The following is a 21,429-nucleotide window of genomic DNA, read 5'->3' as shown; positions in this document are numbered from 1 at the left end:
GGGTAAATACATATGACGATAAATACCAGCAAACGCGAATTTTACGTCATCATTGAGCGTGACGAAGATGGATATTATATTGGGGAAGTTCCCTATCTCAAAGCTTGTTATAGCCAAGGAGAAACAATAGACGAGTTGATGACGAATATGAAAGAAGTAATTCAACTGTGTCTAGAACAAGAAAAAGATGAAATTCTCCCGTAATTTATAAGTATTGAAAAGGTAGTAATTTCATCCAAATGTAGGGACGGTAAAACCCCACCCATACTAGCCAGAAATCCAAAATCTAAAATCTAAAATCTAAAATCGTAGAATGGCAAATGTTCGTTTAGAAGACATCAAACGCAGGTTTAACAACGTCACCGCTATCGAGGACATTACCTTTGAAATTCCCGATGGTGAATTTTGGGTTTTGGTGGGACCATCAGGTTGCGGTAAGTCTACAATTTTGCGGACGATCGCTGGTTTAGAATCTGCGACTTCTGGCAAACTGTTTATAGGCGATCGCTTGGTGAACAATATCCCAGCAAGACAGCGGGATGTAGCGATGGTGTTTCAAAATTACGCGCTATATCCGCATATGACGGTAGCGCAAAATATCGCTTTTGGCTTGCAGATGCGAAAATTTGACGCGAAGACGATTCAAGATAGGGTAGTGACGGTAGCGCGATCGCTTTCTCTGGAACATCTGCTGGATCGCAAACCAAAACAACTTTCGGGAGGACAGCAACAACGGGTAGCATTAGGTAGAGCGATCGCTCGTGAACCTCAAGTTTTTCTACTTGATGAACCTTTATCTAATTTAGATGCCCAATTGCGAGATGATACTAGGGCTGAGTTGAAACAGCTACATCAAAAGTTGGGAATTACGACGATTTATGTGACTCACGATCAAGTTGAAGCGATGACTTTGGCTGATAAAATTGTGGTGCTAAATAACGGACGAATTCAACAAATTGGCGAACCACAAAGTATTTATGGGTGTCCTGCAAATCGGATGGTGGCGACTTTTTTAGGTAGTCCACCGATGAATATTTTGCCGGCTAAGTTTAAAAATGATGCTTTTGATTTGGGTGGGCAGTTGTTAGGAATTCCGGGGAATATTCGGGAGGAGTTGAAACCGCAGCAGGGGCAAGGTTTTGATTTGGGGATTAGACCGGAACATATTTATTTTAACGAACCGCAGAGGCGCAGAGAGCGCAGAGAGGAAGAGGTTGTTAACTCCCCACTCCCCACTCCCAACTCCCCATTTTTAGAGGTTGAGGTGAAGGTGGTGGAACCTTTGGGAAGGGAGACTTTGATTAGGGGGGGTTTAGTTGGTTCTCCGGGGGTTTTGGTAAATGTGCAAGCAGGTGCGGATGTGCGTTTGCGTTCAGGCGATCGCTTGACTTTACAATTAGATATGAATCAATTATTTGTGTTTGATGCTAGTACGGGTGAGGCTTTATATCAGCCTAAGTGAAGTTATTTAATAGGAGTTTATATGGCTTTCAGTAGTTACAAAACTATCGGTGAAGTGATTAAAGCGTTTCAGGTTTTTTATACTGAAGCTAATTTTATTGTGGAAATTGCGTTTAATGTCTCTAATTACTTTCGAGAAGATTTAGAATTAGTGATGCGGGAGGGTGTTGTTGATAATTCTGATGCTATTTGTGAAAATCTGATTTATCCAGTTATCAAAGAAGTTTGGAAGCAATATCTCAAAAATTTTATTTTATGGAGTCATCAAGCACTCACTTTTGATAATAACTTATCAGGTTTTCCGGAATATATTCTAGCGAAAAAGTCTCCTTTAGGTAAAGTTGTATTTGATAAGCCTTATTTTATTTTAGTCGAAGCAAAGCAGGATAATTTTGAAACTGGTTGGGCACAGTGTTTAGCAGAAATGATTGCAGCGCAAAGACTGAATGGAGAACTTGAAATAATTGTCTTTGGTATTGTTTCTAATGGTGAACGCTGGCAGTTTGGTAAGCTGGAAAAAAACGTGTTTACTAGAAATGCTACTTTTTACAGCATTCAAGAAATAGATAAACTATTTGCTGCTGTGAATTATGTCTTTCAACAGTGTGAATCGCAGTTAAATAATTTGGTAGCTGTTTAATTTTCAACCTACCTTTTAACTACCTTTTAACGAACATGCGATCGCCCTGATTATTATTTATCGGGATGCGATCGCATCCCTCACGGCGATGGGTGCGGGTTTGTTCAACCTGTCAATTTTGGTGTATAATTATATCTCTTGTTATAAGTAGGTCAACTAAATTAAACGTAAAACCTCTTACTCCCCCTTCCCTTGTAGGGAAGGGGGTTGGGGGGTTAGGTCTATTTTATTTTTTTTAAAGTTGACCTACTTACCTCTTTTTTGCTTTACTCGCTCAAGTGCTTTTTGGGCAGCAACAATCAAAGCTTCTTGTAAAACATTTTCTGTGGGAAGCATATTTGCAACACCTAAGCTCAAAGTCACATATTCACTAACTTGTGATTGAGCATGAGGAATTTTCAGCTTTTCGATTTCACTGCATATTAATTGCCTTACGTGCAGCGCTCCGTTAGCATCGGTATTCGGTAAAATAACAGCAAACTGTCCTCCCCGATAACGAGCTACTAAATCAATGGCACGCTTGGCAGCATGAGTAATAACTTGAGCAACTTTTATTAAACACTCATCCCCCATTTTATGACCATAAATATTATTATATAATTCAAAATAATCAATATCGCATAAAATTAAAGACAAAGGTTTTTCTTCGCGTTTGTAGCGTTGCCATTCTTGCAGCAAATATTCATCAAAGCGACGACGGTTAGCAATATTAGTTAAATTATCTATCCGAGCTTGACGAGTTAATTCTAATTCTAAAAGTTTGCGTTGTGTGATATCACGCATAGTCAGAGAAATGCCATCACCTAACTTGACTGCTATTAAGTGATACCATTTTTGAATGTTGTCATTTTCGTAATCTAATTCTTGTGTTAGTGGTTCTCCTGTCTCAACTACCTGCACAAATAAATCAAATAATCCTGGGGTAAATTTTTCTAGCAGTTTCTTCAGTTGCAAGTTTCCCTTTAAGTCTTCTTTTTTTCTCTCAAAAACTTGCTTAATTACAGGATTAGCCATCAAAAAACTAAAATCAATTATATCTCCACTACTTATATCCCTCACTGCCTGCATTGCGGCAATTCCATCGAGAGAACTATTTAACACACTTTCTAAAAAAGCGCGGGATTGGTAGAGAATTTCTTTCGTCTGCTTCAGTTCCTCAATTTCTTTTTGTAACTGTGAGATATAGTCTTTGAAATTTTCATGGCTGGATATTTCAGTATTATTCGGGAGGGGGTAAGTATGATATGCGACTGTTAATTTTGCCAACAACAACCGCAAGTTAGGTTTAGTAACCTTCTCCCCTAATATGTCTGAAAGCTGCTGCCATAATTTGTAAGCTACATCTTTAACATGTCCCACACTCAGGTATAAGTTAGTGGCAACGGTTGTGTAAGTTTGGTTTTCCCAAGCGGCTTTTAATATTTCTTTTTCTACAAGAGTTAGTTTTTTACTGGTTTTGGTATATAAAGCAGCTTCAATAAACTCCAGTGCTTGTTCAAAATACATGGATTAGCTGGTTCTTTGCTGGTGATTTATGTCTAATTTATCACCCGACCTTTCCGACCTGCAACACCCGACTCATCCGACTGACATACGTCTAAAGGCTGAGTGATTATGGACACAAGGAATCAAACACAGGTTCCCAGCGAACAAGACAGAGTTAAAGCATTTCACTCAAGCAATCATTAGTAAATGCTGTTCATCAAATAAAAAACAAGACAAGGGGAAAAATGAGAAAACTAATTCGTAATTCTTTAATCGTTTCTGCTGTTGCTGTTGCTAGTGCTACCGCTTCTGTTGGTAAAGTTCACGCTCAAACAGCTGATATTGACTTCAATGGTACGGTTGGCAAGACTTGCTCGATTACTAAGAATGGAGATGGTAAAATCGGGGTATCAGATAATAATGATTCGATTTTAACTTCTCGTCCAGATGAATCGAGTCAGGGTTCTTTAACTACAGTTACTGTTAACTGTAATGGAAGTGGAGTGATTTCTGTTAGTCCTCTTACCCCTGTAAGTACTGATGCCATTGCTTTATCACAAAAATCAGGCTATTATGCTGGCGCTGAACTATACAATGATGCTAATGCTGCTAGCCTCTTAACTACAACATCAACTACTATTAATCCAAATGGTACTCCAAAGGAAGTATATGTACATGCGTTTGCACGGGATAATACCAATGGTGGTACTACCATTCCAACAGGTACTTACTCATTCAGAACAAAAGTTTCTGTGACCCCGCAATAAAAAACAAATCTTACAACATTGACAGCACCAATTCCCCATTTGTAGTATCAAGCTACAGATGGGAATTGGATTAAAAAATATCTGAATAGCGTCACTAGAAAATTAATGCTTAAGCTCAACAAAATCAAGAAACAATTAATTTGTTATGCTGCTACTGGAGCGTTATCTACATTATTGATGTGTCCTGGAATTGCCCAAGCTCAAATTAAAATTAATCCTTTAGTTATTGAAAAAGAAGCTAGACAGGGTAAGGCTCAAGGCGTAATTAATATTACTAATACTAGCACTAAAACATTTCGCGCCCGCGTATATGCTTTGCCGTTTACTTACAATCAAGATAAATTTGAAGAATTAAAATCTAGTTCCCAAGACTTAACTCCTTTCCTTACTTTCTCTCCTCGTGAACTAGTATTACAGCCAGGACAGACTCGCCAAATTAGGGTAAGTTCACGCTTTCTTCCTAGTTCTAAAAAAGGAGAATATCGGGCAGTTATTTTTACGGAAGATTTAGAAGAAATTAAAACTATAAATGGTAATCAGAATATAGGATTAACACCTCGTATTGGTGTGACTGTTTATGTGCGTCATGGTGATGTTGCTCCGAATTTAAAGGTAGAAAGTGCTAGTTATAACCCTCAAACCAAAAAAATCGTTCTCAAAGTTAAAAATAGCGGTAATGCTACTGCTCGTCCAGAAGTCGCTTGGAATCTAACTAATTCAGCAGCAAAAGTAGCTGATGGTAAAGCAGAAGCTTATACAGTAATTGCCACAGGTGAACGAAATATCGAAATTGATTTACCTGCTAATAAAAAAGAAATTTCTGCGGGGAAATATCAATTAACTGGTGAATTAACTTGGAATGACGGAGATAAAAAGAAAACCTTACCTTTTAATGTGAATGTGACTATTCCGGATAAGGTTGCGACGACAGAAAATAAATAAAATCAGCCGCAAAATCGCCTGCAAATGTTGTTCCAAGCTAAATAAATAAGCTGCCAGTGATTCAAAATTCTAGGCTCATAGCTCAAGTCCTCTTAAGAAAACTAAATACTTGCTTTTTATCCTTCATTTACTTGTTTACAGTAATATTTGTAGGTTGGGTAAAGCAACAAAACCCAACATGAACTTTAGCTTAATCTTGGGTTGAACGTATAGTTAAACCCAACCTCCAAAAAGAAATTTTATTACTATTAGCCCAGAAACTGATTTACTTGCTTTTCAAAAAATCCAGTCCATTTTAATGGACTTTCGCTATTAGCCCGGAAATTGATTTCCGGGCGGTCTTGCAGCTTTTTATTAATTGATGATGATTTATCCTTATATTCCTATAACACCCAGTATTGAAATAGCAGAAATCCAACCTTGTAAACATTATATATCTTCTACTATAGAAAAATCAACTACTCAAATAGAAACTTTTTGTAGTCCCTTATTAAAACAAGGTAAAGCGAAGATACCGGGGGTTTCAAAGGTAGAATTATCTCCTATTGAATCTGAACAAAATAATCCCGAAATAATCGATAAAAATCCCAGCCAAACAGAAGAAAATAACGATAAATCCAATATATTACCAGTCGGGATAAACTTGGGAAAACGCAACGTTAATGAATCTGTCTTAGTACGCGGTTTTGAAGATGGCAAGCAAGCAGTTAATTTTGATAATTGGCTGCTTCCTTTTGATGATGTCATATCCGCCTTAAATATTACAGCAACCACCTTAGATGACGGTCAATTAGAATTACGTTCCCCTGGCTTGGTAATTCGCATCAATCCCAAAGAATTAAAAACTGACCCGGAAATAGGATTAGTTATATCTGTAGCCGATATAAAAAAAATTCTCGGCGTTCCCACAGAATTTGATATTGTTAAATATGCCGTTGTCTTTAACCCGCCTTGGTTAGACTTCAAAAATACACGCATCCCTCAACAAGAACTTCCAGTTGTTTTAGACGGATTACCCAAAGTTAACCCGCCTACATTCAGCTTTTCTAGCATCGGACAAAGCATCAATATTTCCGGAAATAATAACAATACTACCACCCAAGGCGATTTAACTACTATCGGTACACTTTTCGGCGGAAGCTGGTATATCCGCACCAACCAACCAACTTTAACTGATAGAAATACTTGGCAAATTAACGAAGCGCAATATTTACGTCAAACTCCAACAGCTGATTATGTAGTCGGTTCTCAACCTACTTTTTGGCAAAATCAAGGAAGCGGACAATATTGGGGTGTAACCACGGTACAACGTTTTGGTTATAATCCACCACAAACCAGCGCAGGTGGTTTTAGTCCCAGTCAACGGATGCAAAGCAATCAAGTAGGACGCACTATTAGCGGAGAAGCTGCACCGGGAACTTTGGTACAATTAACCCAAGGATTGGGAGATAACGTCATCGCGGAAGTATTGGTTGACTCTTCTGGAGTTTACCGCTTTGAAAATATCCCCACGGGAGGAGGTGGAATTGGTAGTTTTAATAATTATCGCGTTCGCCTTTATCCTAACGGACAATTAACCGCTACACCAGAAATCCGCGATGCTAATTATTCTACTTTACCCGGTCAATTAAGCAAAGGTACATCTGCTTTAATTGTTTCTAGCGGTTTCGGTCAAGAAAATTCTCAAAATTCTTTGATTGGTAACTTCCAAGATTGGCGTGGGGGTGTTGCTTATCGCTTGGGTGTGACGGAAGATTTAACTGTGGGGACGGGTGTGATTTATGATGAATCATTGCTGGGTTTGGGAGAACTTTTCTATCAACCTGCTGGCTTTCCTTTACAAGTTGCATTTTCTGGCTTGCTAGGAACAGAAAAAGGTTTAGAATATAATGCTGATGTTCGCTTCCAGCCTTCTCGCAGTTTAGAGTTTAACTTTAATAGCGATCGCCTTTCCCAAAGATTTCGCGCTAATTGGCAAGCTTTTCGCGGAGTCGGCTTCAGGGCTAGTGGCGATACTCGCACTAGTACTTTAGCTGCTGGCATTAATCTTTCTTATAATAACCGTAATTTATTTGCTTTTGCTAGTGCAGATATAGACACTAATAATAACCTGCGTTGGAGTTTAAATTCCCGTATGGGAAAGCTACAACTTAACCATTACGCAAATGAAATTGCTAGCAATTCCCAACTCAGCTACGATTTTTCTAACAATTTTTCTAGTGGAAATTCCCTATATCTTAATTACGAAACCTCCAACAATAACAACCTTGCTAGTTTAAGTTGGCGCTATCGTTCCAATTCTCGAACTAGAGATGGTCGCAATCTGTTCGATTTTGATTTAGGTTATGGTATGGGTTCTCAAGGTAATGGTATCATTGCTTCCGCTTCCACTGCCGCCCTACCAGGATTAAATTTACGCCTGCGTTATCAGGGAATTTCGACTTTTTCTGATAGTGATAGTTTCCGCATTGAATTATCCCCCAGTTTCAACTTACAACCGCGACTAACTCCCAGCGATTCTCGTTATGAAAGTTTGCGTAGCGAAGGGGGTTTATTAATTCAGCCTTTCTTGGATAAAAATAATAATGGTCGGTTGGATAAAAATGAACAAATTTATACTGAAGATGTAGACTTACTTTTGATTGTAAATAATAAACCTATAAAACGTTTTAGTGCGGATATGACCGAAAATAAAAATGGAGTATTGGTTAAACTTCCCCCTGATAATTATCGCCTAGACCTCGACCCCGCAGGATATCCAATTGACTGGAAACCAACACAATCAGCTTATGCAGTAGAAGTTGTGGCTGGAGGTTACACCCAAGTACTCGTGCCATTTACCCCATCCTACACCGTCGCTGGGGCGCTGACTGATGCCGAAGGTAAACCCGTTGGTGGTGCAAAGGTAGAAGCTGTACTGACAGATAAAGGGAAAAAGGTGATGTCTGTTACCAATGGTGCGGGAGTGTTCTTTTTAGAAAACTTGCAGCAAGGAACTTACAATTTGCTTATTAACGGTAAAGCTGCACAACCAGAGAAGATTACGATTGATGCTAATTCTCAACCCATACAGGAAGTAAAGTTGAATTATTAAGATTGTAGAAATAATACAATTTTGAATTGATTATGCGCCTAATTCCTCAATCCGATCCGCCGCTGCCACCGAGGGAAACGCTGCCGACGATGTACGATTTACCAAGCGATAACCCAGAGGAACCAGGTTTGCCGGACGATTTTCACTTTTTACAGCCACTGCTGTTATTTTTAACGTTTCTGCCAACTAATTCAAATTCAGAATCAGTTTACAGTGCTGCTGACCTCAATCTTTACTACGATGTTAGCCATTCTCAGTGGTATAAACGCCCAGATTGGTTTGGTGTGGTAGGAGTGACAAAATTATATGAAGGAGATTTACGTTTAAGTTATGTAACTTGGCAAGAAAGAGCAAATCCTTTTGTTGTCGTTGAATTATTGTCACCCGGTACCGAACAAGAAGATTTAGGAGAAACACAAAGCCAACCAAATAAACCGCCTACTAAATGGGAAGTTTATGAACGCATTTTGCGAGTTCCCTATTATATAGTATTTAGTCGCTACACCAATGAAATTCGGGCATTTCACCTTGTTGGCGGTCATTATGAACCGATGAATTTAATAGATAATCGCTTACCAATGCCAGAATTAGGCTTAAGTTTAGGATTATGGCAAGGAACTTTTCGGGATATTGAGCGGTTGTGGTTGAGGTGGTTTACTTTGTCAGGAGAATTGATTTCCATACCCGAAGAGGAAGCCACTCAAGCTAAACTTGAAGCCACTCAAGCTAAACTTGAAGCCACTCAAGCTAAACTTGAAGCTGCTCAAGCTAAAAGAAAAGCAGAACAATTAGCAGAACGATTGCGTCAATTGGGCGTGAATCCTGATGAACTAGTTTGACAGAAGAGGCAGGGGAGAAGAAAGCGATCTTACAGGGGGATGTTCATCAGTTTGCCTGTAAGATATCCGAAACGGGTGAGTATAAAAGGAGATTTAAAAGCGATCGCTTCTACGAACGCATGAATAAGCGATCGCCACATTTAATTTGCTTTATTTAATTTTCTCAAACTTTTTCCCTGGTTTATTCCTCGCACCTGTTTAATTTACCCCTTTGCAGATGCTGCTACAGCTCGTCGTCCGGATGTCGTAGTTCTCGATGAAACCGTTCTCGATCGCGAACCTCTTTGGGAGCGATAACCCGTAATTACGTTGGGGCGATCAATTAAACTGGTGGTTGAAGTTGTGAGTCAGTGCGTTGCGCGGGTTCCCCGCGTTGAAGCAACTGACGAACCCGTAAGGGTTAGCAGTAACTGGGAAACTGACTATGCAAAGGAAGGTTGAAGAATACGCGCTGTAATGAGAAAGCAATATGCCTTTTTGCTTGCTGAATCTACTGAAATGAGAAAGCAAACTGGAGTTTGAGAAAGCAATATGCCTTTTTGCTTGCTAAATCTACTGAAATGAGAAAGCAAACTGGAGTTTGAGAAAGCAATATGCCTTTTTGCTTGCTGAATCTACTGAAATGAGAAAGCAATCAGGCATTTTGAGAAAGCAATATGCCTTTTTGCTTTGGGGTGATCGCTTAAACTGGTGGTGAAAGTCGTTACCACTAACCGGGAAGCTGACTATGCTTGCAAAGTTGAGGAATATCAGCTTAAATAAGTCGGAAATCTTGTTTTTTGATTTGGGAACATAAGCTAACAAACTTTGGAGATTTTTAGAATGAAATGGACACTTGAAGAAGCCCAAAAACAGCTATCCTCAATCATCAATGCGACTAGTCAAGAACCTCAGTTAATCTACACTCAAGAAGAATTAGTGGCTGCAATGTAAAAGATTTCCAAAATGCTGAATTGTTATTTCCTAACTTATCAATATTAAAACCCGAAGAAATAATTAGGAGTTAAACAAAAATGGCAACTTTAACTATTCGTTTACCAGACGATAAGCATAATAGATTGAAAGAACTTGCTCAAGCCAAAGGCATAAGTGTCAATAAGCTGATTGAAGAACTTTCTACCATAGCTCTAGCAGAATTTGATGCCAATACCAGATTTAAAGCAATGGCTGCAACTGGCAACGCAGAAGAAGGCTTAAGAATACTGGCTAAACTTGATGCTCTTACAGAATAGAGCTTGTAGCGTGATGATGCAAGCACTCACAGGAGGCGATCGCATGAAGCAAGAGTATAAATATTTGGGACGCGATCGCATGAAGTAAGAGTATGAATATTAAAGGTGCGATCGCATGAAAGCAGCAGCGCTTCCGCTCTTCGGACGAGGAGCGCGAACGCTATCGCATGAAGTGAGAGTTTTGAATATTTGGGACGCGTAGACGCTGCATCGGCTTGTCGCTAGACATCGCCTGCTTTAACCCTATCACCACAGAAGCGCGATCGCATGAAGTGAGAGTATAAATATTTGGGACGTGATCGCATGAAGTAAGAGTATGAATATTTGGGACGCGATCGCGCTTCTGTGGTCGTTGAAGTCGTTAGCACCAACGAAGATAAAACGTGAGTGCAAAATAATTTACAAACATAAAAATTTCTTATAATACTTTTGTACTAAGATATATTTTGTACACTTTTAATCAATACCCTTGGCATACGATAGCATCTGCCGATTTTTAACATCTGAGTATCCATTACCTTTTGTACAGTGGTTGCTAAACTCGCAAGAAACAAATATTCAAGTTTTACCCACAGAATTAAGCGTAGAACCAATACGTTCTGATGCTTTATTCCAACTACCAGAACTAGGCAACATCCTTCATTTGGAGTTTCAAACTGTTCCTAAATCAAAACCATCTCTCCCAGTGAGGATGCTGGATTATTGGTTGAGAATATATCGAAAATATGAATGTCCCATCGAACAAGTCGTTGTTTTTCTAAAACAAACAGATTCCCCTGCTGTTTACATCAATGAGCTTGCAGTTGGGAAGACAAGACATGAATATAGAATTATCCGTTTGTGGGAGCAAGACCCAAAACCGCTTCTGGCTAACCCTGCACTGCTGCCGTTAGCAGTTTTGGCTTCTACAGATGCACCTTATTCAGGTTTGTTAGAACAAGTTGCTGTAGAAATAGATAAAATCGAAGAACCAGAACAAAAGCAAAACATTACAGCTTGCGTAGAAGTGCTAGCTGCTTTAAAGTTCGATAAACAACTAATTCGCCAGTATTTCAGGGAGGAACTAATGGAAGAGTCACCAATTTATCAAGAAATACTAGAAAAAGGTGCTAAGAAAGGAAAATTACAAACCTTAACCCGCCTACTTTCACGGCGATTTGGCACAATTTCTTCTCAATTACAGCAACAGCTTCAAGCACTGTCGATTAACCAGCTAGATGATTTAAGCGATGCGCTGTTTGACTTTTCGGAGATATCCGACTTGGCAGTTTGGTTGCAAAACCAGCAATAACTCGAATTATTTACACTATTGAAGAAGAAAAAAGAAGTGCGATCGCATGAAGTAAGAGTATGAATATTCGGGGTGCGATCGCATGAAGCAAGAGTATGAATATTTGGAACGTGATCGCATGAAGCGAGAGTATGAATATTCACTCCCAGGTGATCGCATGAAGCGAGAGTTATGAATATTTTGGGTGCGATCGCCTGCTTTAACCCTATTACCACTCCCACGCGATCGCATGAAGTGAGAGTATAAATATTTGGGACGCGATCGCATGAAGCAAGAGTATGAATATTTGGGACGCGATCGCATAAAGCGAGAGTATAAATATTTGGGACGCGATCGCCTGCTTTAAACCGATCATCAAAAGTGCGATCGCGTGAAGTGAGAGTATGATTATTCGGGGTGCGATCGCCTGTTTTAAACCGATCATCACCAAGTGCGATCGCCCGTGCTAAAGTAAGTAATGCGATCGCCTGTTTTAACCCTATCATCACCAAGTGCGTAGACGTTAAGCGGCTGTCACCAGTCATTAGTGTATGTTGTGACTCCAGCCGGAGAAATTTTTTCTTGAATCGTCTCTTTAAGAAAAGCGATCGCCTTTAATGTCTCAGGTTTATCCAGCCCCAGTTCTAAAGTATTAGGATTCACCCAAAATCCACCAAAACCTTCCAATACTTCCACAAACATGATATTACCTACTTCCTCTCAGAATGAGGGTTGGCACAATATAAGGAATAAGGGTTGTTATAGTTATGATGAGTTGGTTTTACTCGCTTTTTTCCGTCTTCTCTTGCTCTTTTTTTACAATAAGGCTCTAAATCAAGGTCTATGTCATCGACAATTGGTTTATTTTGATTAAAACCTGAAGAGTTTTCTCCTTCTGTTTGAATTTGGTAAGAGCATACCCATTGGAATACTGGATAAACGTCTTTTTTCTTTTCATCAAGCTTTGGCTCTCCTGGTATAATATTGTCACCTTTAGTTTCGTTATAAATTCTTTTCCTTTTGCCTTCCGCTTTCATTTGTTTAATAATTTCTGGATCTCTGCATACTTCTTTTAAATCAATTTTTTCTTCCATTTTCTTGTTAATATTACTAAAATCATCAAATAATGGGTTAACCTCTGGAATAATTATTACGCGATTGCCTGAGTTTTTATTACCTTTTGATAGGGTGTACTCACAAGAAAATGGTAGCTGATTTATGTTACTATTATTTTTATTGTCTATAGGAGATGTTTTGTCTATAATTGTATTTTCATTTTCTTCGAGTTTTAGCCTCTCTTGTACCAGTGTTTCATAATTTTTACAGATTTCCTTTTTTAACTTTTCGTTCGGATTTTGAGCATTTAAGTTGTCAGAATACCAATTTTGAATCAACAATGCGAGTGGTTCAAAAAATACCACAACCTGTACGAAATTGGCAACTCTATCATGAGTGATTTTTTGGAAAACTTTTCCGATAATTTTTTTTACTTTCTTCAAAAAACTATCGGATGGAGTAGGAGTATTGTTGGGTGAGTTAGAAGAGTTTGACATAGAATGACTCCAAATAATGAAAAAATTAACTATGTTCAACCTTAAAGATTCTCTTGAAAATGGTCGTGTCGCTCATCGATTATTCACATTTTTCCACGCAATTATTAGCGCTTAACGATATTTTCACTATTTATTAATAGATATATGATGTAAAGCTGCTTGATAATCAGCGTATGAGGAGAAGAATACAGCCTTATCAAAATTACACGTAGATGGGTAGGAAAAACCCATCGTATGAGGCTGAATATAACTGTCGATTATATTCAATGTATTTTGATCGCCCCCCTCACCTCTGTCCAAACCAAAACTAAGTGAATATCCTGAGCATAAAAAATTAGCCCAACATTGTCACTAGCTAAATGTTGGGTTTTAAACCTATCAAAATGTGAGGTCGATAATATGATAACTACAGCCTCACAATCCCCCGATTCAGAGCGGTGACTAACGCTTGAGTCCGATCGCTCACATTTAACTTCCCGAAAATATTATTAGCATGGAACCTGACGGTACTCTCAGCGATATTTAGGACAGTGCTAATCTGCTGGTTATTCTTGCCCTTTGCTATCAAACGCAGCACTTCCAACTCGCGATCGCTCAATTCCTTACAACCCATCCGCTCTGCTAACTTGGCTGCTATAGTGGGTGGAATGTACTTTTGACCTTGATGAACAGTGCGAATCGCATCCAAAAGTTCATTCGGTTCAGCCCCCTTGAGGATATAGCCCTTTGCACCAGCCCGCAATCCACGATAGATATCTTCATCGCCATCAAAGGTAGTCAACACAACGATTCGGGCGTGTTTAAACTTAGCACAGATAGCTGCGATCGCATCAGCACCTTCGATCTTCGGCATTCGCAAATCCATCAGCGCTACATCCGGCTGATGTTGGCGGAAAAGTTCTAATGCTTTTCGCCCATCGCCAGCATAGCCGACCACGGTGATATCTGGTTCACATTCGAGAAACATTTTTAAAGCTTGTCCTAGAATCGGATGATCGTCAGCAATCAGGATGCGAATGACATTAGGCTGGCTCATGATCCTTTACTCTCGGTAGACTAACACTGATAGTAAGTAGTCGGACAGAATTAATTACACAACGTCCGAAGCGAATGAACTGAAGGGAAATGACGCAATTCGCTTGCACTTTGAGATTGCTTGTCTGCGACACGCTCCGCGTTAAGCGAAGCTATGCCGAAGGCTTTACGCTTCATTTCATTACGCTTGCAATGACTGTAAATACTTTTGTCCACCTACTTAAGTTTCTTGATGAACGCAAAGTTAAGCATAAATGAGCTTACCTTCTATATTCTGATAGGTGTAAACTACATCAATTTATGCACTGTGGGATTAAAATAGAAACAATACCAGCAAATTGCTTACAGAATCAACCCCAAGCGAACATTTTCTCACGCTGAAACCTCTCTTAGCCCACGCATTGCATAAGTGCGATCGCTAAATATTTCACAAACACTCTGCGTCCCTCTGCGTTTAAAAACGCTATGAATTAATGCAAAGCCGTAATTAGCCCACGCAGGTGGGCTTTGTTCGTATAGCCCCAGGCTTCCAGCCTGAGGGCTTCAGATTTAAACCATTTGCTTTTGGGAAAACTTTTGTAACTCCCCAGGAGCAAATGCACCATGTTCTGTAATAATCGCTGTAATCAACTCTGCTGGAGTCACATCAAAAGCTGGATTATAAAATTCTGCCCCAGTTGGTGTAAGCATGGTTTTACCAACTTGATATATTTCGCTTGCATCGCGTTCTTCAATCGGAATTTCACTACCATCAGCTAATTCAAAATCAACGGTAGAAAGTGGCGCCGCGACGAAGAAGGGAATATTATGTGCCTTTGCCACAAGTGCTAAACTATACGTGCCAATTTTGTTAGCTGTATCCCCATTAGCAGCAATTCTGTCAGCACCCACGACTACAGCGTGAATCAAGCCCTGCTTCATGCAATGAGCCGCCATGTTATCTGTAATTACCGTAACCGGAATGCCTTCTTGGACACATTCCCAAGCGGTGAGTTTTGCACCTTGCAATCTGGGACGGGTTTCGTCAGCAAAAACACGCGCCAAACGTCCTTCACGCCATGCGGAACGCACTACACCTAATGCTGTACCATAACCAGCAGTGGCTAAAGCTCCAGCGTTGCAGTGAGTGTGAATTGTCAGCTTTTCTGGGGTAGCAGGTAAGACTTTTAAACCATTGTCGCCGATCGCCTGACAAGTTTGCAAATCTTCGGCATTGATAATTTGGGCAGTTTTCAGAAGAATTTTTTTGATATCTTCTACAGTTCCCGCAGTTTCATAAGCGGTTTTCTTCATGCGGGAAATTGCCCAAAATAGATTTACCGCAGTCGGACGAGTAGAAGCCAACATTTGAGCGACTTTTTCCAAAGAATCGAAAAATTGAGTGCGGTTATCTGTCTCAATTTCCCTCGCACCAAGATACATCCCATACGCTGCCGCAACACCAATTGCCGGCGCACCTCGAACTATCATAGTTTTAATTGCCCGCGCCATATCTTCGCTGCGGTGAATTTCAACAACAGCATACTCATTCGGTAAGCGGGTTTGGTCAATGAGTGAAACCGAGTCGTTGTGCCAAATAACCGGATAAACTTGATTCGTCTGATTCATGGTTAAAAATTAGAGATTGTAGTATCTCGCAACAAAATACCAACTTGTAGTACGGTGGGCAATACCTGTATGTAATTACAGTATAGTTAAAGAGCGAAAATCTACTGCTGCTGACTGTCGTTTCCAGTTGAATTATTTTGTCTTTTTCTGCCAAAAAGGTTGCCGAAAATTTTCTGGATAAAAGCTATAACTACTACTACTGCAATTATGAGAAATTTCTTGGCAGCAAGAAGTGCTAAAAGTATACCTTTGAATAAACCAGTTTTTACCGCGACACCACCAGCAACTAAAGCTGCTATCCCGTAGTTAGCAATTTTATCGGAATTCGGATTGAAATCTTCATAGCGATAGCCGGGATTAAATGCCACGCTAGAAAGAACTTTCGGACTGTCTTTCTCAATTAAACTAAGTTGTTCTAAGCCTGCAACTGCATTTAAAACTAACACTCCTTTACGTCCCAAAACGCGAATGTTGTAGTTGAGGGTGTGTTCGTCGCTGTCGCTAACCTTAAAGTCTTTCGCCCAGTGTAATTGATGATGTACTTTATCGTAAGAAGGTTGTTTTGCCCAGCCAACTATTTCAATTGCCGGATATCCTTGTTTGACTCGCTGTTCATTTCTTTCCTTCGTCGCTTCTTGCATTGTTTTCAGCAGTTTGCTGTAGTCGATGCTTTCAGCTTCATCATCTTTGACATAGCCATCTTCTTGATAGGTGATGACAACACCCCAAGAATTCTTTGATAGAGGATTAAATTTAGCTGGTACTAGCATTCCCAAAGTACCATCGCCAGATGGATTTCCCCATATTTTTTCTAAGACAATTTGCGTTTGCTGAGAATTCAGATATCGTAACTCGGCAGGGACATTTACTGTAGCGACTCCGGACTGCAATGTGATTTTACCTGTTTCATATTTAAGCTGACTGGCAAGCAATTCTAGATTATCTGCACCTAGCGCAATATTCGATAACCCAATTACTAATATAAACGATGCGATCGCCAAAATAACTCGCTGAAGAATTCGCATATTGCTCCCCGTGTGTAAATAATTACGTAAATTCTGATGATTCACGTTAATCTATGTGCTTTACAAAGGGGGATGCAATAATTGCGGAAATTTTCAAAGCATAAATCAAATTGAAAATAGGTAATTGTATTTGCGTTCTTCCTAAGTGCATTTACTATTACCTATTACCCAGTAGTTAACGCTTCAGCGCTAAAGCGCCGACTACAAATTTCAAAACCGCCTTAACAAACGTGCCATTTATTACCGAATCGCTTTTTAACTCACAGCTGACGGTTGCTTACTAAAGAAAGCTTGCATCACCGTTTCCGCCATTTGCGGACTAGTTAAACCTAATTCTGCCTTAGATTCATTCGGTTCGGCATGATCTACCAAAACATCTGGTACACCAATTCGCTTGACGGGAACCACAATATCAGCATCTAATAGCGCTTCTGCTACTGCTGAACCGAAGCCACCCATGAGACAGCCTTCTTCTAAAGTGACAACGCGCCCGATTTTTTTCGCCAAAGGTAAAATTAATTCTGTATCCAGAGGCTTGACAAAACGAGCATTTATCACAGTGGCTTGTATTCCGTGTTCGTTGAGAATCTCGGCAACTTGCATCGCTGGGTAAACCATTGTGCCGTAACCTAACAGCAACACATCATCGCCATTGCGGAGAATTTCGCCTTTGCCGATTTCCACAGGTTCCCAGCCTTCTTCCATCAAGGGAACACCATAACCATTACCACGAGGAGTACGCATAGCGATCGGTCCAGTGGTATGGTTAATCCCAGTCACCACCATCCGTTGCAATTCCGCTTCATCTTTAGGTGCCATCACCACCATATTAGGAATGCAACGCAGATAGGCGATATCATACATACCTTGGTGCGTCGGACCATCAGCACCGACAATTCCTGCCCGATCCATACAGAAGAACACGGGCAAGTTTTGGATGCAGACATCGTGAATTATTTGGTCGAAGGCGCGTTGCAAAAAGGTAGAATAAATGGCAACCACAGGGCGTATACCTTCTGCTGCGAGTCCTGCTGACATGGTAACGGCGTGTTGTTCGGCAATACCGACATCAATATATTGATCGGGCAATTTTGCCTGAAGTTTGTCTAAACCTGTTCCCGTTGCCATCGCTGCCGTGATACCGACAATTTTCGGGTTTTGTTCGGCGAGTTTCACTAAGGTGTGGGCAAAGACTTTAGCATAAGCCGGGGGTTTGGGTTTGCTGGAAGGAACGGCTTTGCCAGTTAGCACATTAAACGGATTTTGGGCATGGTAGCCTACTTTGTCTAGTTCGGCGATTTCATAACCTTTGCCTTTTGTGGTGGCTACATGCACCAAAACAGGACCGGTCATCTTATGTGCTTGTTCAAAGGTGGCGATTAATTCTTCTAAATTATGCCCGTCTACAGGTCCGATGTAGGTAAAGCCGAGTTCTTCAAAGACTGCGCCGACTTTGGGAACGGCTAACCGCTTCATTCCTTCTTTGATGCGTTCTAATTCCGGTGAAAGAGATTCTCCGACAAAAGGAATTTGCTTGACTTGTTCCTCAAAGTTATCTTTGATAAATTGTACTGGAGGACTGAGACGCATTTTGTTGAGGTAACGAGGAATCGCCCCAACGTTGGGAGAAATTGACATTTCGTTGTCGTTGAGGACAACTAATAAGTTAGTTTTGGGCAAGTGTCCGGCATGGTTGATGCATTCTAACGCCATACCGCCAGTTAGCGCACCATCACCGATAATGGCGACAACTTTAAATTTTTCGCCTTTCATATCTCGCGCTAAAGCCATACCCAATGCCGCTGAGATACTGGTTGAAGCATGTCCCGCACCAAAATGGTCAAACTTACTTTCACCGCGCTTGAGATAACCGGCAATTCCGTCTTTTTGCCGCAAGGTGTGGAAATTATCGTAACGCCCTGTAATTAGTTTATGGGGATAAGCTTGGTGTCCGACATCCCAAATAACTTTATCACAATCTAAATCTAGTGTCTGATAAAGCCCTAGGGTTAACTCTACAACACCCAACCCCGGTCCCAGATGTCCGCCAGTTGCGGCTACGGTTTGCAGATGCTTATCCCGAATTTGACGGGCAATTTGCTGCAACTGCCTAATCGATAAGCCGTGTAACTGGTTGGGATGGGTAATTTCACTCAGGTGCATACTAATAGGGTTTTCCTCTCTACTGATCGTATTATTATTTTCCCACGCTGATGTTGCCACTTGAGAGGAGAATGTGACAATAGGGACAAAGGGGAATTGGGAATTGGTAATAGGTAATTGGTAATTGGTAATTGGTAATTGGGAATTGGTAATTGTTCTTTCTCCCATCCCCCCATCCCCCCATCCCCCCCTCTCCCCCTCTCCCCCATTACCCATTACCGATTACCCATTACCGATTACCCATTACCGATTACCCATTACCCATTACCCATTACCCACTGTCATCTATTCGGTGCTGCTGGTGCTTCTGGTGTTTCGGGTTGTGGTTGTTGTCTTTGCAAATATTTACTCAAGACGTATGCCATATCCCCGCGTGTCATGGGTTTTAATGGGGCTATGTTACCTTGTGCGTCTGTGTTGACGAATCCTTCACTAATTACTGTGGCGATCGCCTTTTTTGCCCAATCTGGAATTGTCTGCGCGTCTGGATGCGAAGCAAGAATTTCATTTACTGTGTCGTCGGGAAACTGAAATACTCCATAAGCTTGAGCAAAAATCGCTAAAGCTTCTGCCCTTGTGACTTTTTGGTTGGGGAAAAACATATTTCCTCGATAACCTTTCATAATCTCAGTTTTTAAGACTATTTGAATATCATTAAATGCTGGATTTGACGGCGCTACATCGGGAACTACTAAATTCTCTTTACTAATAGCCTGTCTTTTATCCAGTCGAAATGCTTTCACCATAATCGAAGCTAATTCCGCACGACTGATTAACCTTTCTGTATAAAAGTTACCATCAGGATAGTTGGTCATTAACTTTGCTGCAACTACCTGCTGAATCGAATCGGATGGTATAGCAGCTTGCGCGTTAACACGCAGCGGAAAATATTGTATTGCTACTATCGTAATAGTACTTAGTAGCTGATGCATTATTTTAACCATTTTTATAATGCAAATGCGGGACTTTGGTTAACATCAATTCTGATTAACTTATCTGGTGACGAATTGATGCTTGGCGATGTTGCCAATCCGCTTGCGAAGAAAAGGGGAATGGGGAATGGGGAATGGGGAATGGGAATGGGGAATGGGGAATGGGGAATGGGGAAAGGGAAATGGGGAAAGGGAAAAGGGGAAGGGGGAAAGGGGAAGGGGGAAGGGCGAAAGGGGAAAGGGGAAAGGGGAAAGGTAAAAGGTAATAGATTTTTACTTTTACCTACTCTGTTATTTTGCCGGACTGTAACGGGGATGACAGTCTTTCAAAGGCTAACGAAACATACTACTTACAGAGCTATCTTCGTGAATTCTCCAGATGGTTTCTCCGAGTAGATTAGCCACTGAAAGGACGACGAGTTGTTGAAAGCGATCGCTATTCGGAATCGGAATCGTATTTGTAACGATCACTTCTTCAAACACACCACTGGATAGCCGCTCAATTGCAGGTGGAGAGAACACCGCATGAGTTGCACAAGCATAAACCTGACGCGCCCCTTCTTCACGCAATAACTGCGCCCCAGCCGCAATTGTACCGCCAGTGTCGATCATGTCGTCTACCAACACCGCCGTTTTGCCTTTAACATCGCCGATGACGTTCATCACTTCAGCGACATTATGAGCTTGACGGCGTTTGTCAATAATTGCTAAGGGGGCATCATCCAGCTTTTTCGCAAATGCCCTAGCCCGCGCTACACCGCCAACATCAGGCGAAACTACGACTAAATCGGGCAGTTTCTTACTTGCCAGATAATCTAGCAGCACTGGCGAACCATAAACATGGTCAAAGGGTATATCAAAATAACCCTGAATTTGTGCGGAGTGCAAATCCATTGCCAAAACTCGGTTCGCACCAGCTTGGGTAATTAGGTTAGCAACCAGCTTGGCGGTGATTGACTCTCGTCCAGCGGTTTTGCGATCGGCGCGGGCATAGCCATAATAAGGAATTACTGCCGTTACCTGCCGCGCAGAAGCGCGACGACAGGCATCAATCATAATCAGCAATTCCATTAAGTGGTCGTTGACCGGTTGACACGATGGCTGAATTAAATAAACATCACAACCGCGAATCGATTCTTGAATTTGAACGTAAAGTTCTCCATCCGCAAATCTTTTGCGAATCATTGGTCCCAAGTCCATGCCCAAATAACGAGCAACTTCTTGAGACAGCGGTATATTGGCAGAACCAGAGAACAGCCGCAGGCGATGATTTTCAGTCAGTCCTGTTGCAGTTGGCTGCACTTTTAAACTTGCAGAACTGAGCACAGCAGATCCTCTATGTGCATTCATGGCAATCTTATCATCAGATATTTAGCAGATTTA

Annotated in this window: 20 protein-coding genes and 2 pseudogenes; 12 read left to right on the top strand and 10 right to left on the bottom strand. The window is 40.8% G+C overall.

Translation table 11 applies throughout. The annotated features are described in order from the left end of the window. Positions 1-12 precede the first annotated feature (12 nt). The 3 genes from PI95_RS01990 to PI95_RS01980 all read left to right on the top strand — a co-directional run bounded on the left by PI95_RS01990 (position 13) and on the right by PI95_RS01980 (position 2,101). Positions 13-204: a type II toxin-antitoxin system HicB family antitoxin gene (locus PI95_RS01990; protein ID WP_039748554.1), complete on the top strand. Its 192-nt coding sequence runs from the start codon at positions 13-15 to the stop codon at positions 202-204. A 109-nt stretch (positions 205-313) separates the two neighbouring features. Then, positions 314-1,462: an ABC transporter ATP-binding protein gene (locus PI95_RS01985; RefSeq protein ID WP_039748556.1), complete on the top strand. Its 1,149-nt coding sequence runs from the start codon at positions 314-316 to the stop codon at positions 1,460-1,462. A gap of 21 nt (positions 1,463-1,483) precedes the next feature. Next, a complete protein-coding gene (locus PI95_RS01980) occupies positions 1,484-2,101 on the top strand; it encodes a hypothetical protein (RefSeq protein WP_039748557.1) in 618 nt (205 codons plus the stop codon). A gap of 246 nt (positions 2,102-2,347) precedes the next feature. Here PI95_RS01980 and PI95_RS01975 read toward each other — a convergent pair whose 3' ends face one another. Further along, complete coding sequence (locus PI95_RS01975; RefSeq protein WP_052325276.1) at positions 2,348-3,607, bottom strand: sensor domain-containing diguanylate cyclase; 1,260 nt, start codon at positions 3,605-3,607, stop codon at positions 2,348-2,350. 224 nt (positions 3,608-3,831) lie between these two features. Here PI95_RS01975 and PI95_RS01970 point away from each other — a divergent pair, with 224 nt between their 5' ends. From PI95_RS01970 to PI95_RS01925, 8 genes and pseudogenes are all read left to right on the top strand, one after another. Beyond that, positions 3,832-4,353, top strand: coding sequence for a hypothetical protein (locus PI95_RS01970; RefSeq protein ID WP_039748559.1), 522 nt, complete (start codon positions 3,832-3,834; stop codon positions 4,351-4,353). 105 nt (positions 4,354-4,458) lie between these two features. Next, entirely contained in the window at positions 4,459-5,295 is an 837-nt protein-coding gene (locus PI95_RS01965; RefSeq protein WP_052325277.1) for a fimbrial biogenesis chaperone, read from the top strand. Between the two features lie 361 nt (positions 5,296-5,656). Then, complete coding sequence (locus PI95_RS01960) at positions 5,657-8,389, top strand: carboxypeptidase-like regulatory domain-containing protein (protein WP_236116889.1); 2,733 nt, start codon at positions 5,657-5,659, stop codon at positions 8,387-8,389. Between the two features lie 32 nt (positions 8,390-8,421). Further along, positions 8,422-9,228 carry a Uma2 family endonuclease gene (locus tag PI95_RS01955; RefSeq protein WP_039748561.1) on the top strand — a complete coding sequence of 269 codons (807 nt, stop codon included), beginning with the start codon at positions 8,422-8,424 and terminating at the stop codon, positions 9,226-9,228. Beyond that, positions 9,225-9,386 carry a hypothetical protein gene (locus tag PI95_RS01950; protein WP_163518511.1) on the top strand — a complete coding sequence of 54 codons (162 nt, stop codon included), beginning with the start codon at positions 9,225-9,227 and terminating at the stop codon, positions 9,384-9,386. The genes PI95_RS01955 and PI95_RS01950 overlap by 4 nt, the downstream gene beginning before the upstream one ends. Before the next feature lie 16 nt (positions 9,387-9,402). Further along, positions 9,403-9,682: pseudogene (locus PI95_RS35505) on the top strand (Uma2 family endonuclease); the annotation flags it as partial. A gap of 559 nt (positions 9,683-10,241) precedes the next feature. Further along, on the top strand, positions 10,242-10,460 hold the full coding sequence (locus tag PI95_RS01930) for a toxin-antitoxin system HicB family antitoxin (protein ID WP_039748566.1): 219 nt from the start codon (positions 10,242-10,244) through the stop codon (positions 10,458-10,460). A 469-nt stretch (positions 10,461-10,929) separates the two neighbouring features. Beyond that, positions 10,930-11,751 (top strand): DUF4351 domain-containing protein, encoded by an 822-nt coding sequence (locus PI95_RS01925; RefSeq protein ID WP_039748568.1) that lies wholly within the window; start codon positions 10,930-10,932, stop codon positions 11,749-11,751. Here PI95_RS01925 and PI95_RS01920 read toward each other — a convergent pair. The 8 genes and pseudogenes from PI95_RS01920 to PI95_RS01880 form a co-directional block, all read right to left on the bottom strand. Further along, a complete protein-coding gene (locus PI95_RS01920) occupies positions 11,652-12,275 on the bottom strand; it encodes a hypothetical protein (RefSeq protein WP_163518510.1) in 624 nt (207 codons plus the stop codon). The two genes, PI95_RS01925 and PI95_RS01920, sit on opposite strands and share 100 nt — an antisense overlap. Continuing rightward, positions 12,271-12,432, bottom strand: a pseudogene (locus PI95_RS01915) (ABC transporter substrate-binding protein); the annotation flags it as partial. The pseudogene PI95_RS01915 and the gene PI95_RS01920, both read right to left, overlap by 5 nt. A gap of 8 nt (positions 12,433-12,440) precedes the next feature. After that, positions 12,441-13,283: a hypothetical protein gene (locus PI95_RS01910; RefSeq protein WP_039748572.1), complete on the bottom strand. Its 843-nt coding sequence runs from the start codon at positions 13,281-13,283 to the stop codon at positions 12,441-12,443. Between the two features lie 406 nt (positions 13,284-13,689). Further along, positions 13,690-14,319: a response regulator gene (locus tag PI95_RS01905; protein WP_039748574.1), complete on the bottom strand. Its 630-nt coding sequence runs from the start codon at positions 14,317-14,319 to the stop codon at positions 13,690-13,692. Between the two features lie 548 nt (positions 14,320-14,867). Further along, complete coding sequence (gene mtnA, locus PI95_RS01900) at positions 14,868-15,926, bottom strand: S-methyl-5-thioribose-1-phosphate isomerase (protein ID WP_039748577.1); 1,059 nt, start codon at positions 15,924-15,926, stop codon at positions 14,868-14,870. A 101-nt stretch (positions 15,927-16,027) separates the two neighbouring features. Further along, positions 16,028-16,951, bottom strand: a complete 924-nt coding sequence (locus PI95_RS01895) for a DUF2167 domain-containing protein (RefSeq protein WP_052325278.1) — start codon at positions 16,949-16,951, stop codon at positions 16,028-16,030. A gap of 255 nt (positions 16,952-17,206) precedes the next feature. Further along, on the bottom strand, positions 17,207-19,114 hold the full coding sequence (dxs, locus tag PI95_RS01890) for a 1-deoxy-D-xylulose-5-phosphate synthase (RefSeq protein ID WP_039749041.1): 1,908 nt from the start codon (positions 19,112-19,114) through the stop codon (positions 17,207-17,209). Between the two features lie 281 nt (positions 19,115-19,395). Further along, complete coding sequence (locus tag PI95_RS01880; protein ID WP_039748579.1) at positions 19,396-20,046, bottom strand: S-layer homology domain-containing protein; 651 nt, start codon at positions 20,044-20,046, stop codon at positions 19,396-19,398. A 127-nt stretch (positions 20,047-20,173) separates the two neighbouring features. On the opposite strand from PI95_RS01880, the gene PI95_RS36615 reads away from it, so the two are divergent. Beyond that, the gene (locus PI95_RS36615; RefSeq protein ID WP_268896631.1) at positions 20,174-20,305 is read left to right on the top strand and encodes a hypothetical protein; all 132 of its coding nucleotides are present in this window, start codon (positions 20,174-20,176) and stop codon (positions 20,303-20,305) included. Between the two features lie 74 nt (positions 20,306-20,379). Here the strand turns inward: PI95_RS36615 and PI95_RS01875 are convergent, their stop codons facing one another. After that, positions 20,380-21,396, bottom strand: coding sequence for a ribose-phosphate pyrophosphokinase (locus PI95_RS01875; protein ID WP_039748583.1), 1,017 nt, complete (start codon positions 21,394-21,396; stop codon positions 20,380-20,382). Between the last annotated feature and the right edge of the window lie 33 nt (positions 21,397-21,429).

This window comes from Hassallia byssoidea VB512170 (assembly GCF_000817785.2).
Taxonomy (GTDB): domain Bacteria; phylum Cyanobacteriota; class Cyanobacteriia; order Cyanobacteriales; family Nostocaceae; genus Hassallia; species Hassallia carrinoi.
The sequence above is the reverse complement of the archived record's forward strand: the minus strand, read 5'-3'. Positions and strand labels throughout refer to the sequence as shown.

Bases quoted from the DNA above. Each gene is read 5' to 3' on its own strand.
- PI95_RS01990 (WP_039748554.1), top strand. From the start codon at position 13: ATGACGATAAATACCAGCAAACGCGAATTTTACGTCATCATTGAGCGT.
- PI95_RS01985 (WP_039748556.1), top strand. From the start codon at position 314: ATGGCAAATGTTCGTTTAGAAGACATCAAACGCAGGTTTAACAACGTC.
- PI95_RS01980 (WP_039748557.1), top strand. From the start codon at position 1,484: ATGGCTTTCAGTAGTTACAAAACTATCGGTGAAGTGATTAAAGCGTTT.
- PI95_RS01975 (WP_052325276.1), bottom strand. From the start codon at position 3,607: ATGTATTTTGAACAAGCACTGGAGTTTATTGAAGCTGCTTTATATACC.
- PI95_RS01970 (WP_039748559.1), top strand. From the start codon at position 3,832: ATGAGAAAACTAATTCGTAATTCTTTAATCGTTTCTGCTGTTGCTGTT.
- PI95_RS01965 (WP_052325277.1), top strand. From the start codon at position 4,459: ATGCTTAAGCTCAACAAAATCAAGAAACAATTAATTTGTTATGCTGCT.
- PI95_RS01960 (WP_236116889.1), top strand. From the start codon at position 5,657: ATGATGATTTATCCTTATATTCCTATAACACCCAGTATTGAAATAGCA.
- PI95_RS01955 (WP_039748561.1), top strand. From the start codon at position 8,422: ATGCGCCTAATTCCTCAATCCGATCCGCCGCTGCCACCGAGGGAAACG.
- PI95_RS01930 (WP_039748566.1), top strand. From the start codon at position 10,242: ATGGCAACTTTAACTATTCGTTTACCAGACGATAAGCATAATAGATTG.
- PI95_RS01920 (WP_163518510.1), bottom strand. From the start codon at position 12,275: ATGACTGGTGACAGCCGCTTAACGTCTACGCACTTGGTGATGATAGGG.
- PI95_RS01910 (WP_039748572.1), bottom strand. From the start codon at position 13,283: ATGTCAAACTCTTCTAACTCACCCAACAATACTCCTACTCCATCCGAT.
- PI95_RS01905 (WP_039748574.1), bottom strand. From the start codon at position 14,319: ATGAGCCAGCCTAATGTCATTCGCATCCTGATTGCTGACGATCATCCG.
- mtnA (WP_039748577.1), bottom strand. From the start codon at position 15,926: ATGAATCAGACGAATCAAGTTTATCCGGTTATTTGGCACAACGACTCG.
- PI95_RS01895 (WP_052325278.1), bottom strand. From the start codon at position 16,951: ATGCGAATTCTTCAGCGAGTTATTTTGGCGATCGCATCGTTTATATTA.
- dxs (WP_039749041.1), bottom strand. From the start codon at position 19,114: ATGCACCTGAGTGAAATTACCCATCCCAACCAGTTACACGGCTTATCG.
- PI95_RS01880 (WP_039748579.1), bottom strand. From the start codon at position 20,046: ATGCATCAGCTACTAAGTACTATTACGATAGTAGCAATACAATATTTT.
- PI95_RS36615 (WP_268896631.1), top strand. From the start codon at position 20,174: ATGGGGAATGGGGAATGGGAATGGGGAATGGGGAATGGGGAATGGGGA.
- PI95_RS01875 (WP_039748583.1), bottom strand. From the start codon at position 21,396: ATGAATGCACATAGAGGATCTGCTGTGCTCAGTTCTGCAAGTTTAAAA.